This is a genomic window from Mycobacterium sp. E1214 (genome assembly GCF_001666755.1).
GTDB lineage: Bacteria > Actinomycetota > Actinomycetes > Mycobacteriales > Mycobacteriaceae > Mycobacterium.
In genome coordinates this window covers 90,759-103,608 of the sequence record NZ_LZJC01000082.1, presented here as the reverse complement: position 1 = coordinate 103,608, position 12,850 = coordinate 90,759, and the positions used below count along the sequence as shown (strand labels likewise).

The 12,850-nt window shown below is 69.8% G+C and carries 13 protein-coding genes and 2 tRNA genes; 6 read left to right on the top strand and 9 right to left on the bottom strand.

The window, feature by feature from the left end; all coding sequences use genetic code 11:
- Positions 1-50: 50 nt before the first annotated feature.
- Positions 51-127 (bottom strand) — tRNA-Pro (locus tag A5700_RS10050).
- 148 nt (positions 128-275) lie between these two features.
- Between A5700_RS10050 and A5700_RS10045 the strand changes: the two genes are divergently transcribed.
- A tRNA-Gly gene (locus tag A5700_RS10045) sits at positions 276-346 on the top strand.
- A 33-nt stretch (positions 347-379) separates the two neighbouring features.
- Positions 380-1,582 (top strand): serine hydrolase domain-containing protein, encoded by a 1,203-nt coding sequence (locus A5700_RS10040; RefSeq protein WP_068070008.1) that lies wholly within the window; start codon positions 380-382, stop codon positions 1,580-1,582.
- Between the two features lie 398 nt (positions 1,583-1,980).
- Here the strand turns inward: A5700_RS10040 and A5700_RS10035 are convergent, their stop codons facing one another.
- Genes A5700_RS10035 through A5700_RS10025 form a run of 3 tightly spaced genes read right to left on the bottom strand, consistent with a single transcriptional unit; the run spans position 1,981 to position 3,944 of the window.
- A complete protein-coding gene (locus A5700_RS10035) occupies positions 1,981-2,787 on the bottom strand; it encodes an Fpg/Nei family DNA glycosylase (RefSeq protein WP_068070007.1) in 807 nt (268 codons plus the stop codon).
- A 7-nt stretch (positions 2,788-2,794) separates the two neighbouring features.
- The gene (locus A5700_RS10030; protein ID WP_068070005.1) at positions 2,795-3,274 is read right to left on the bottom strand and encodes a ribose-5-phosphate isomerase; all 480 of its coding nucleotides are present in this window, start codon (positions 3,272-3,274) and stop codon (positions 2,795-2,797) included.
- Between the two features lie 46 nt (positions 3,275-3,320).
- Positions 3,321-3,944, bottom strand: coding sequence for a DsbA family protein (locus A5700_RS10025; protein WP_068070003.1), 624 nt, complete (start codon positions 3,942-3,944; stop codon positions 3,321-3,323).
- Between the two features lie 93 nt (positions 3,945-4,037).
- On the opposite strand from A5700_RS10025, the gene pepN reads away from it, so the two are divergent.
- Positions 4,038-6,641: an aminopeptidase N gene (gene pepN / locus A5700_RS10020; protein WP_068070001.1), complete on the top strand. Its 2,604-nt coding sequence runs from the start codon at positions 4,038-4,040 to the stop codon at positions 6,639-6,641.
- Between the two features lie 11 nt (positions 6,642-6,652).
- Here pepN and A5700_RS10015 read toward each other — a convergent pair whose 3' ends face one another.
- From A5700_RS10015 to A5700_RS09995, 5 genes are all read right to left on the bottom strand, one after another.
- Positions 6,653-7,273: a hypothetical protein gene (locus A5700_RS10015; protein ID WP_068069999.1), complete on the bottom strand. Its 621-nt coding sequence runs from the start codon at positions 7,271-7,273 to the stop codon at positions 6,653-6,655.
- Between the two features lie 241 nt (positions 7,274-7,514).
- Positions 7,515-8,168, bottom strand: coding sequence for a hypothetical protein (locus A5700_RS10010; RefSeq protein ID WP_068204685.1), 654 nt, complete (start codon positions 8,166-8,168; stop codon positions 7,515-7,517).
- A gap of 7 nt (positions 8,169-8,175) precedes the next feature.
- The gene (locus A5700_RS10005) at positions 8,176-8,643 is read right to left on the bottom strand and encodes a DUF5130 domain-containing protein (protein ID WP_068069995.1); all 468 of its coding nucleotides are present in this window, start codon (positions 8,641-8,643) and stop codon (positions 8,176-8,178) included.
- Positions 8,630-8,857 (bottom strand): hypothetical protein, encoded by a 228-nt coding sequence (locus A5700_RS10000; protein ID WP_068070057.1) that lies wholly within the window; start codon positions 8,855-8,857, stop codon positions 8,630-8,632. The genes A5700_RS10005 and A5700_RS10000 overlap by 14 nt, the downstream gene beginning before the upstream one ends.
- Before the next feature lie 80 nt (positions 8,858-8,937).
- Positions 8,938-9,603: an HNH endonuclease gene (locus A5700_RS09995; protein ID WP_068069993.1), complete on the bottom strand. Its 666-nt coding sequence runs from the start codon at positions 9,601-9,603 to the stop codon at positions 8,938-8,940.
- 143 nt (positions 9,604-9,746) lie between these two features.
- On the opposite strand from A5700_RS09995, the gene A5700_RS09990 reads away from it, so the two are divergent.
- From A5700_RS09990 to A5700_RS09980, 3 genes are all read left to right on the top strand, one after another.
- Positions 9,747-10,142 (top strand): globin, encoded by a 396-nt coding sequence (locus tag A5700_RS09990; RefSeq protein WP_068070055.1) that lies wholly within the window; start codon positions 9,747-9,749, stop codon positions 10,140-10,142.
- A 27-nt stretch (positions 10,143-10,169) separates the two neighbouring features.
- Complete coding sequence (locus tag A5700_RS09985) at positions 10,170-11,765, top strand: glycoside hydrolase family 13 protein (protein WP_068069991.1); 1,596 nt, start codon at positions 10,170-10,172, stop codon at positions 11,763-11,765.
- Between the two features lie 64 nt (positions 11,766-11,829).
- Positions 11,830-12,843, top strand: coding sequence for an FAD/NAD(P)-binding protein (locus A5700_RS09980; protein WP_068070053.1), 1,014 nt, complete (start codon positions 11,830-11,832; stop codon positions 12,841-12,843).
- Positions 12,844-12,850 lie beyond the last annotated feature (7 nt).

Here is a 12,850-nt window from a genome sequence, read left to right as displayed (position 1 = left end):
GCTCGTTGCTGATGGTCGGTGGGCCGTGCGCGACACGGGGCCGGTCGTGCTGGTCGGGGTGACAGGATTTGAACCTGCGGCCTTCCGCTCCCAAAGCGGATGCGCTACCAAGCTGCGCTACACCCCGCGCTGACCTCGATGATCTTAAGGCCCTCGGGTATCGCGTCCGGCACAGCCGTCGCGGCGAGGAAGCGCGGCCTCACGAAGCGATCACGAAGCCGCGTCGATTAGATTTGATCTTCGTCGCCAGCTACAGTCACGCTCGACTAACACATGCGGGCGTAGCTCAATGGTAGAGCCCTAGTCTTCCAAACTAGCTACGCGGGTTCGATTCCCGTCGCCCGCTCGGGGTGAGTGGCTGCTCCACCAGAAAGGCGCCATGAGCGACCTCAAAACGCACGAGTTGGTCCACGACTTGATTCATGGCTCATGCGCGTCGGATTTCGTCGGTGTGCGCGACGCGTTCGAGCGCAATTTTCTCCTCGGCGACGAGGTCGGTGCCGCCGTGGCCGTGTGGGTGGACGACGAGCTGGTGGTCGACCTGTGGGGCGGCTGGGCGGACGCGGCCGGCACCCGGCCGTGGCGACAGGACACGCTGACCACCGTGCTGTCCGGCACTAAGGGCCTGTCCGCCACCTGCGTGCACCAGCTGGCGGACCGCGGTGACCTGGACCTGCAGGCACCGGTGGCCCACTATTGGCCCGCATTCGGGCAGGCGGGCAAAGGGGACATCACGCTGGCCATGGTGCTCAGCCACCGATCCGGGGTGATCGGGCCCGACGCGCCGCTCAGCTGGGAAGACGTCGCCGACTGGGACTTCGTCTGCGAACGCCTGGCCGCCGCCGCGCCGCGCTGGCAGCCGGGGACCGCGCAGGGCTACCACATGACGACGTTCGGCTTCATCCTCGGCGAGGTGTTCCGGCGGGTCACCGGCCGCACCATCGGCGAGTACCTGCGCACCGAGATCGCCGAGCCGCTGGGCGCCGACGTCCATATCGGCTTGTCCGACATCGACCAGCTGCGCTGCGCCGAGCGCGTCAACAAGCCGCACATGCGCGACCTGTTGACCGACGCGAACGCCCCCCGGCGCCCGGCCAACCTGACCGAGCACCCGAAGGCCGGGCTGGCGATTTCGATGGGATTCGCGCCGGACGATGAGCTGGGGTCGCACGACCTGCAATTGTGGCGCCAGCTGGAATTCCCTGGGACCAACGGCCAGGTGTCGGCGCTGGGCTTGGCGACGTTTTACAACGCGCTCGCCCAGGAGCGGCTGCTGAGCCGCCGGCACATGGATGTGGTGCGCGTCTGCCAGGGCGGCCTGGAGACCGACCTGGTCCTGGGGCCGCGGGTCGCCGACCACGGCTGGGGGCTGGGTTACATGCTCAACCAGCGGTGCGTCAACGGGCCTAATCCGCGGATCTTCGGTCACGGCGGGCTGGGCGGTTCGTTCGGCTTCGTCGACCTGGAGCACCGCATCGGCTACGCGTACGTCGCGAACCACTTCGACGCCACCAAGGCCAACGCGGACCCGCGCAGCCTGGTGCTGAGCAACGAGGTGTACGCGACGCTGGGCGTTATCTAGCCGCGACGTTTTCAACGGAAGGATCAGGGGTGCCATCCGGGAGGCGGCGGCGGACCCCAACCCGGCGGCGGCGGAGGCGGCGGGCCCCAGCCCGGAGGGGGCGGCGGGCCGTAGCCCTCACGGCGCCAGTCGTGGCAGCCGTTCCAGTCCCAGTTGTTACCCCAGCCCGGATCCCAGTACTCACCCGGGCACCACTGCGGGAATGGTCCCGGCTGCGCTTGGGCCTGCGTCGCGACGCCCAAGCCAGCCAGCCCCAGCCCGCCGATTGCGAGAGCCGTTGCGGCCAAACGTGGAAGAGTTTTCACAGTGGGAGCAGTTACCCGCCGGCCGCCCTGGCCCAAACGGGTGCTGCCAGCGTTTCTTGCTGGGAGTTTCCTGGCAATGTTGGCGACCGCCGGTCACTTCTGGTCCGTCGGGCACCAGAACACGTTGCGGCCCTCCAGGACGGCGGTGCGGATCGTGTCCCCGCAGACCCGGCAGGGGTCCCCGGCGCGGCGGTACACGTAGGTGCGCGGCCGCCCCTGCCGGTATGACGGCGCGCCGTGGTCGTGCTCGGGCCGCACGACGATGATCTTGCCGCCGCGCAGCCCCACCTTCATCAACGCCACCAGATCCGTCCACGCGGCGGTGAACTCCTGCTCGCCGACGTCCCTGCCCGGCCGATAGGGGTCGATCCCGTGCCGGAACAGCAGCTCGCTGCGGTAGACGTTGCCGACGCCAGCCATCACGGTCTGATCCATCAGCAACGCGCCAATCGGCCTGCGCGACTTGCTGATCCGCGCCCACGCCCAGGACGGATCGGCGTCGCTGCGCAGCGGGTCGGGACCGAGCCGGGCCAGCACGTCGGACACCTGGCCCTCGTCGATCACCTCGCACACGGTGGGCCCGCGCAGGTCGGTGCCGTAGCCGGCGCCCACCATGCGCATCCGCACCTGCCCGACCGGCTCGGGCAGCGCGGCGGCGGCCGGGACGCGCCACTCGGTGAAGGCGCCGTACAGGCCGAGGTGGACGTGCACGATCGGGCCGCCGGCGTAGTGGTGGAACAGGTGCTTGCCCCACACGCTGGTGCGGGTCAGGACGCGGCCGTCGACTACCGCGGCGTCGGTGGCGAACCGGCCCTGCGGGCTGGACACCGCGACGGGCTCCCCGCCGAAGCGGCGCTGGTGCAGCCGGGCCAACCGGTGCAGGGTATGCCCTTCGGGCACGGGCGCGTCAGGCCGGTGCGCCGGGGACCGGCGGTGCCTGGTGGGTGCGTTCGTACTCGGCGAGGATGTCGATACGCCGTTGGTGCCGTTCGGCTTTCGACCACGGCGTGGTGAGGAACGCGTCGACGAAGCTGAGCGCGTCGGCCACCGTGTGCATGCGCCCGCCGATGCCGATCAGCTGTGCGTTGTTGTGCTGGCGGGCCAGCGACGCCGTCTCGACGCTCCACGCCAGCGCGCAGCGGGCGCCCGGCACCTTGTTCGCGGCGATCTGCTCGCCGTTGCCCGACCCGCCCAGCACGATGCCCAGGCTGTCCGGGTCGGCGACGGTGCGCGTCGCGGCGTCGATGCAGAACGCCGGGTAGTCGTCCTCGGCGTCGTAGCTGTAGGCGCCGCAATCGATCGGCTCGTGGCCGGTGTTCTTCAGGTGCTCGATGATGTGCTGCTTGAGCTCGAATCCGGCGTGGTCAGAGCCGAGGTAGACGCGCATGCCCGCAATCCTTACACAGCGATGCGCGCCGGCAACCGCGGTGCCGTCAGTCGAATTCCGGCTTCTCGGTGCGCGTCCGCTTGAGCTCGAAGAAGTGCGGGTAGGACGCGAAGGTCACCGAGGCGTCCCAGAGTTTCCCGGCTTCCTCGCCGCGCGGGATCTTCGAGATGACCGGCCCGAAGAACGCGACGCCGTTGACGTGGATGGTCGGCGTGCCGACGTCGTCACCGACGGGGTCCATGCCGGCGTGGTGGCTCTTGCGCAGCGCGTCGTCGTAGGCCTCGCTGTCGGCCGCCTGCGCCAGCTCGGCGGGCAGGCCGGCGTCGTCCAGCGCCAGCTTGATGACTTCCTCGAGGTCCTTGTTGCCCTCGTTGTGAATCCGGGTGCCCATCGCGGTGTAGAGCGGCTCCAACACGTCGGCGCCGTGGGCCTGCTCGGCGGCGATCGCGACCCGGACCGGTCCCCACGCCCGCTTCATGTTCTCGCGGTACTTCTCCGGCAGCCCCTCACGGTTTTCGTTGAGGACGGCCAGGCTCATGACGTGGAAGTTGACGTCGATATCGCGCACCTTCTGCACTTCGAGAATCCACCGCGACGTGATCCAGGCCCACGGGCACAGAGGGTCGAACCAGAAGTCGGCGTGGTTTTTCGCGGGGGCCGTGTCGGGCATTGCGCAGTCCTCTCGTCGGGTGATGCACCGTCCAGCAACAACCGTAGGCGGCTCGCTCCTGTTCCCGTAGAGCAGCACACGTAAATTGATCGGGTGGCTCTTCCTAACCTCACCCGCGACCAAGCCGTCGAGCGCGCCGCCGTCCTCACCGTGGACAGCTATCGCATCGTCCTCGATCTCACCGACGGCGCGACCGGGGCGCCGGGCGACCGGACGTTCCGATCGACGACCACGGTGACCTTCGACGCGCTGCCCGGCGCCGACACGGTCGTCGACATCGCCGCGGCGACGGTGCACAGCGCCGAACTCAACGGCCACCGACTCGACGTCTCCGGCTATGACGAGGCGACCGGCATCCCGCTGCCAGGGCTCGAGCAGCGCAACGTCCTCGTCGTCGACGCCGACTGCCTCTACTCCAACACCGGCGAGGGCCTGCACCGCTTCGTCGACCCCGTCGACGACGAGACCTACCTGTACTCGCAATTCGAAACGGCCGACGCCAAGCGCATGTTCGCCTGCTTCGACCAGCCGGACCTCAAGGCGACGTTCGACGTGCAGGTCACCGCGCCCAAGCACTGGGAGGTTATCTCCAACGGCGCGCCCGCGTCCGTCGCCGACTCCGGCGAGACCCGGGTGCACACGTTCGTCACCACCCCTCGGATGAGCACCTATCTGGTCGCCCTGATCGCCGGCCCGTACGCGCGGTGGACCGACAGCTACCGCGACGAGCACGGCGAGATCCCGCTGGGCATCTACTGCCGGGCGTCGCTGGCCGAGCACATGGACGCCGACCGGCTATTCACCGAGACCAAGCAGGGTTTTGGCTTCTACCACAACAATTTTGGGGTGCCGTACGCGTTCGGCAAGTACGACCAACTGTTCGTGCCCGAATTCAACGCCGGGGCAATGGAAAACGCGGGGGCGGTGACCTTCCTCGAGGACTACGTCTTCCGGAGCAAGGTCACCCGCGCCTCCTACGAGCGGCGCGCCGAGACGGTGCTGCACGAAATGGCGCACATGTGGTTCGGCGACCTCGTGACCATGACGTGGTGGGACGACCTGTGGCTCAACGAGTCCTTCGCCACCTTCGCCTCGGTGTTGTGCCAGGCAGAATCGACCGAATACACCTCGGCGTGGACGACATTCGCGACCGTCGAGAAGTCGTGGGCCTACCGCCAGGACCAGCTGCCGTCGACGCACCCGATCGCCGCCGACATCCCGGACCTGCACGCGGTGGAGGTGAACTTCGACGGCATCACCTACGCCAAGGGCGCGTCGGTGCTCAAGCAGCTCGTCGCCTACGTCGGGCTCGAGCATTTCCTGGCCGGGCTGCGGGATTACTTCCGCGCGCACGCCTTCGGCAACGCCACCTTTAGCGACCTGGTCGCCGCCCTGGAGAACGCGTCCGGCCGGGACCTGTCCGACTGGGGCCAGCAATGGCTGAAGACCACCGGGCTGAACACGTTGCGCGCCGACTTCGACACCGACGCCGAGGGCAGGTTCACCCGGTTCGCGGTGACGCAGGGCGGGGCGGCACCCGGCGCCGGGGAGACCCGGGTGCACCGGCTGGCGGTCGGCATCTATGACGAGGACGCCACGGGCGGCACCGGCAAGCTGGTGCGGGTGCACCGTGAGGAGCTCGACGTCGAGGGCCCGGTCACCGAAGTGCCTGCGCTGGTGGGTATTTCGCGGGGCAAGCTGGTGTTGGTCAACGACGACGACCTGACCTACTGCTCGCTGCGGCTGGACGCCGACTCGCTGGAGACGGCGCTGCGCCGGATCGCCGACATCGCCGAGCCGCTGCCGCGCACGCTGGTGTGGTCGGCGGCGTGGGAGATGACCCGCGAGGCCGAGCTGCGCGCCCGCGACTTCGTGGCGCTGGTGTCCGGCGGTGTGCACGCCGAGACCGAAGTCGGGGTGGCGCAGCGACTGCTGCTGCAGGCGCAGACGGCGCTGGGCTCCTACGCCGAGCCGGAGTGGGCGCGCGAACACGGCTGGCCGGAGTTTGCCGACCTGCTGCTGGACCTGGCGCGCAGCGCCCCACCGGGTTCGGATCACCAGCTGGCGTTCGTCAACACGCTGTGTTCGTCGGTGCTGTCGACCCGGCACGTGGTGACGCTGGCGGACCTGCTCGACCACGACCCGGCCGAGTTGGGGCTACCCGGGCTGGAGATCGACACCGACCTGCGCTGGCGCATCGTCACCGCGCTGGCCACCGCGGGCGAGGTCGACGCGGACGGGCCCGAGACGCCGTTCATCGACGCCGAGGTGCAGCGCGACCCCACGGCCGCCGGGAAGCGGCACGGCGCGCAGGCCGCGGCCGCGCGGCCGCAGGCGCGGGTCAAGGAGGACGCCTGGACGCGGGTGGTCGAGGACGACACGCTCGCCAACATCACAGCCCGCGCGATCATCGGGGGCTTCTCCGTGCCCGGTCAGGCCGAACTGCTCAAGCCGTTCACGGCCCGGTATTTCGACGCCATCTCCGGCGTGTGGGAGCGGCGGTCGAGCGAGGTCGCCCAGACGGTGGTCGTGGGGCTCTACCCGTACGCCGACATCAGCGACGACGGCGTCGCGGCCGCCGACAAGTTCCTGTCCGACCCGAAGGTCCCGCCGGCGCTGCGCCGGCTGGTGCTGGAGGGCCAGGCGGGTGTGAAGCGGTCGTTGCGGGCGCGCCGGTTCGACGCGGGCGCGCACTGAGGCGGTCGGTGTCAGCGCACCGTCTCGGCGGTGACGGTCATCTCGAAATCCCCGCCGCCCCAGGCCGACATGAACGTGGCGAGGGGAACCTGTTCGTCGCGGCCGTCGTCGGCGCCGCTGTCGTTGAGGTGCGCGACGCCGTTGCCGGCGTCCACGCCAGTCACCACGACCTCGTGGTCGCCGGCCTTGGCCTGGTGGCCCTCCCAGATGGTGGCGCTGCTGACCGCGATCATCACCGCGTGCCGCGAGCCCAGCGCCGCCTCCAGCGCGTTCAGGGCGGCCTCGCCCTTGGCCTCTTCGGACGTGGTGGCGTGGATTCCGTAGTGCGCCAACAACACTGAGATGTCACGGGTGTCGACGCCGTCGCCGTCGACGTCGGCGTACACCGTCTTTCCGCTTTCCGCGACGCTCGGGGTGTTCTGCGCGAGGGCGATGACTTCGTGCTCGCTGGGCATCTGGCCGGTGACTTGCCCGACGACGTCGGCCACGGACATCAGCACGCAGTTGTTGCCGTAGGACTGCGGCGCCCAGTACTCGGCGGCCTTGCCCGGGTCACCGAACATCCCGGTCGCGTCGGCGGCGGCCGGCACCGCGAGGGCCGGGCTGCACACCGCACTGACCGCGACGAGCACCGCGAAACACCAGGCCCTGGCGGCACGCCGGCTGGGCGCGAGCCCGGGAAGGACCCCGTTGATGTCGATTCCTCTTCCTCGATCGCGCCGAAGCGGGTCAGGGCTGCCCGCGATCGCGGGAGCCGCTTAGCAACATAAATCACGGAGGGGAATTCCGGTGGCCGAATCAACCCGGCAGTTCAACGGGAATTCCCGGCGAAGACAGTTCGGCGCCGGCAAACCCCGAACCGGGTGCCATCGCTCACTGCACCGTCTGTTGGGTCACCGTCAGCTCGTAGTCGCCGGCCGCCCAGGCCGAGGTGAAGTTGGCGACGGGGAGCTGCGCGTCGCGCCCGTCGTCGGTGCCGCTGTCGTTGAGGTGCACGACGCCGACGTCGGCGTCGACGCCGGTGACGACCACTTCGTGGTCGCTGGGACCGCGGTCGGCCTCGTCGACGTGCCAGATGACGCGGCTGCTGACCGGTACCAGCGCGGCGTGCCCGGACCCGAGCGCGGACTTCAGGGCGTCCAGCGCGGCGCCTGCGTTGGACTGTTCGGACGTGGTGGCGCCGACACCGTAATGGCCCAGCAGCGCAACGATGTCCAGGCTGTTGACCAGCTCACCGTTGTTGACGTCGGTGAACACCGTCTTGCCCTGGTGCGCGACGCTGGGCAGGTGCTGGGCGACGTCGATGACCTCCTGCTCGCCCGGCATCCGCCCGGTGATCTGCCCGACGACGCCCGCCACCGACATCAGGACGCAGTTGTTGTCGTAGCTCTGCCGGGCCCAGTATTGCGCGGCCTTGGCCGGGTCACCGAACATCGCGCCGGGCTCTGCCCGGGCTGGCGCGAGCGGCAGGCAACCGGCGAGCGCGGCCGCCAGCGCCACCGCGCCGATCCGCGCCCGGCGGCTCACCGGGCGACTAGGCCGGCGAGATGCCGGCGCTTAGCACGCGGATGGCGCTGACCAGCCCATCCACCAGGTCGCCGCGGGCGAAGGACGACGCCGCCGCCGCCACCCCCAGCGGTGCGGCCGACTCGGCGCCGCGGCCGCGAACGCGCGAGCCGTAGACGACCTCGATCGCCTTCTGGTCGGGTGAGACGGCCAGCAGCACCGCGTTGTCCGGCGTCGGCACCTTGGCGAGGATCTCGCGTGCCCGGGCGGCGGTGTCGGTGCCCAGATCGCCGAGGTAGATGGCGAACCGGGCCCGCGACGCCCGCGACCCGTACTTGACCGCGTCGTCGATGGCGACCAATTCCTTGATCGAGAACGGGTAGTGCACCGAAAGCTCACCCGGCTCGGTGACGGCAGAGATGCGGCCGCTGGCCGTGATCGCCGCGCCCTTGGGCAGCTCGCCGGGCTCGATCGTCGCTAGCTCACCACGTGCCACTGGCGCCACCTCCCACTGAGAATTCCGACGTCGCGTGTCCGCCATGGGCGTCGCCGACGTCCTCGTCGCTGGCCGCCCACAGGATCGGCGCGTGGGTCCACTTGTCCGGCAGCCGGTAGCTCGCGGGGTGCGGCCCCTTGTGGGACCAGATCAGCACCACCAGCGCGAGCACCACCAGCAGCGGTATCCCGATGAAGTACAGGTGGATCTGCAGAAGGCTCACGAGGGAAACCGTATCCCACCGGGCGGTCCGGCGGGGCACGAGGCGCCGCGCGATTCGGCGCGGGCGGCCAGCTACGCCGCGCCCTCGCCGAGGTAGCGGGCCCACGCCGGGTCGAGCTCTTTGACCGTGGACAGCAGCCGCCAGTGCTGACCGGTCGGCGGCGACGGCGTCCGGCGCAGCACCCAGCCCAGGTCGCTGAGCAGTTTGTCGCCCTTGCGGTGGTTGCAGGTCGAGCAGCAGGCGACGCAGTTCTCCCAGGAGTGGTCGCCGCCGCGGCTGCGCGGCACCACGTGGTCGACGGTGTCGGCCTTGGCGCCGCAGTAGGCGCAGCAGAACCGGTCGCGGTGCATCAGCGCGGCGCGGGTCATCGGGACCCGCGCCCGGTACGGCACCCGCACGTAGGAGCGCAGCTGGATCACCGACGGCATCGCGATCGACCGGGTCGCCGAGTGGATGACCGGGCCGGCCGGGTCGTCGTGCACCACGTCGGCCTTGCCGCAGATGACCATCACGATGGCGCGTCGCATCGGCAGCGCGGTCAGCGGCTCGTAGGTCGAGTTCAGCAGCAGCACCCGGCGCCGGCTCCAGATTGACGCGGCGTCGTGCCGGGTAGGCGGATGGGTGTCGACGCGGGGGTGGCAATCGAGGCTATGCAGGGGCGGCGCGGTTAGGGGCCCGGTTAACCCTGCCGCGGCACCCGGACTGCGGTGGCTGCGGCGTCTCTTGCCCTGCGCCATAGATCCTCCGCGAACAGTCCACCACGATTCGCCGCCAATCGCACCCCTATTGCAGGTGCGTGCCGTGTCGAAACGGTGAACAGCAAGAGGTGGGCGCGGGCCGTGTGGGCCGGCGGTCGCGACGATGCACCACAATGGAGGCGATGGATCAGGTAACGCAGTCTTTCTACGACGCCGTCGGCGGCGCCGACACGTTCCACGCGATCGTGTCGCGGTTCTACGCCCTGGTCGCCGAGGACGAGATCTTGCGCGACCTCTACCCCGAGGACGACATGGCGGGCGCGGAGGAACGGCTGCGGATGTTCCTCGAGCAGTACTGGGGCGGCCCGCGCACCTACTCCGACCGGCGGGGGCATCCCCGGCTGCGGATGCGGCACGCGCCGTTTCGCATCACGCCGCTGGAGCGCGACGCCTGGCTGCGCCGCATGCACACCGCCGTCGCGTCGATCGACGCCCAGACCCTCGACGACGAGCACCGCCGAGAGCTGCTCTCCTATTTGGAGATGGCCGCCCATTCGATGGTCAACTCCGCCTTCTGACGCCCAGCCCGAACTGAACGGAGCAGCATGAGCCCCGAGCCGTGGTGGTCAAACGCGGTCTTCTACCAGGTGTATCCCCGCTCTTTCGCCGACAGCGACGGTGACGGCGTCGGCGACCTGGACGGCGTGACGGCCCACCTCGGGCACCTGCAACGCCTGGGGGTCGACGCGATCTGGCTCAACCCGGTCACCGTGTCGCCGATGGCCGACCACGGTTACGACGTCGCCGATCCGCGCGACATCGACCCGCTGTTCGGTGGGATGGCCGCCGCGGAGCGGTTGATCGCCGCCGCGCACGAGCGGGGCATCAAGGTCACCATGGACGTGGTGCCCAACCACACCAGCTCGGCGCACCCCTGGTTCGTCGCGGCGCTGGCCGCCGGCCCGGGCACCGACGCCCGCGAGCGCTACTTTTTCCGCGACGGCCGCGGCTCCTACGGCGAGTTGCCCCCGAACAACTGGACCTCGGTGTTCGGCGGCCAGGCCTGGACGCGCGTCGTCGAGCCCGACGGCAACCCCGGCCAGTGGTACCTGCACCTGTTCGACACCGAGCAGCCCGACCTCAACTGGGAGCACCCCGACGTCTTCGACGACTTCGAGAAGACGTTGCGGTTCTGGCTGGAGCGCGGGGTGGACGGGTTCCGCATCGACGTCGCCCACGGGATGGCCAAGCCGCCCGGCCTGCCGGACGCCCCGGAGACCGGGTCGAAGGTGTTGCAGCACACCGACGACGACCCGCGGTTCAACAACCCGAGCGTGCACGACATTCACCGCGACATCCGCAGGGTCATGAATGACTACCCCAACGCGGTCACGGTCGGCGAGGTTTGGGTGACCGACAACGCCCGCTGGGCGGAGTACCTGCGGCCCGACGAACTGCACCTGGGCTTCAACTTCCGGCTGACCAAGATCGACTTCGACGCCGCCGAGGTCCGCGACGCGATCGAGAACTCGCTGGCGGCCACGGCCCTCGCGGACGCCACGCCCACCTGGACGTTGTCCAACCACGACGTTGGGCGCGAGGTGACCCGCTACGGCGACGGGGAGGTCGGCCTGCGCCGGGCGCGCGCCATGGCCCTGGTGATGCTCGCCCTGCCGGGCTCGGTGTTCATCTACAACGGGGAGGAGCTGGGGCTGCCCGACGTGCTCGACCTGCCCGACGAGGTGTTGCAGGACCCGACGTGGGAACGCTCGGGGCATTCCGAGCGCGGCCGCGACAAGTGCCGGGTGCCGATTCCGTGGTCGGGTGACGAACCGCCCTTCGGCTTCTCGTCGTCGCCCGACACCTGGTTGCCGATGCCGGCCCGGTGGGCGTCGCTGACCGTCGAGAAGCAAGACGCCGATCCCGATTCGACGCTGAGCTTCTTCCGCGAGGCGCTCGGCTTGCGCCGCGCGCGAAGCGAATTCGCCGGCACGGAAATCGAATGGGTGCCGGCGCGCGACGGCGCGCTGACCTTTCGCCGCCGCGGCGGCGGGCTGGTGTGCGCGCTCAACGCGGGATCGGAACCGGTCCCGCTGCCGCCCGGCGAGGTGCTGCTGGCCAGCGCCGCGCTGGTCGACGGCGCCCTGGCGCCGGACGCCGCGGCGTGGTTGGTCGAGACGCCGGCGCCCCCGCAGCGCTGAGTCCCGTCGAGCACCGCGCGGCCGACTGCTCTATATCTGGTGCATGCCGAATTACGCGTGGACGGTGATCGGGGCGGGCCCCGCGGGCATCGCCGCGGTGGGGCGCCTGCTCGATCACGGGGTCGCGCCGCAGCGCATCGCCTGGATCGATCCGGCGTTCGCGGTCGGTGACCTGGGGCAGAAATGGCGGTCGGTGTCGAGCAACACCATCGCCGGGACCTTCCTGGATTTCCTGAACGCTTCCAACGCCTTCCAGTTCGCCGACGCGCCGCCGACGCCGCTACGCGAGGTCGACCCGCAGGAAACGTGCGCGCTCGCCCTGGTCGCCGAGCCGCTGGCGTGGGTCACCGCGCGGCTGCGCGAGCGGGTTGACGCGATCGAGGGAACCGCCACGTCGCTGACGCTGTCCGACCGGCACTGGCACATCGACGCCGGGCGGACGGTGCTGTCGCAGAACGTGGTCCTGGCCGTCGGCGCGGTGCCCAAGAGGCTGGACTACCCCCACCTCAAGGAGATCCCGGTCGAGGTCGCGTTGGACGCCGATAAGCTCGCGCACGAGCCGCTCGAGGGCGCCACGGTGGCGGTCTTCGGCTCGTCGCACTCCTCGATGATCGTGTTGCCGCACCTGCTGCGCCACCAGGTGAGCAAGGTGGTCAACTTCTACCGCGGCCCGTTGAAATACGCGGTCTACCTTGATGATTGGATTTTGTTTGACGACACCGGCCTGAAGGGCCGCGCGGCGCAGTGGGCCCGGGAGAACGTCGACGGCGTGCTGCCCGACCGCCTGGAGCGGGTGTGGGTCGGCGATCCCGCGTTCGACGACAGGCTGGCCGAGTGCGACCGTGTCGTCTACACGGTCGGGTTCGAGCGCCGGACGTTGCCGCGAACCCCGCAGTGGGGGGTGCTCGACTACAACAAGAAGAACGGGATCATCGCGCCGGGGCTGTTCGGGCTGGGCATCGCCTTCCCGGAGTACGCCGAAGACCCATACGGCTACGGGCAGTTTCGCGTCGGCCTCAAGAAGTTCATGGACTACCTGGACGCCGTGCTTCCGTTGTGGTTGCGCTACGGCACGTGAACGCGGT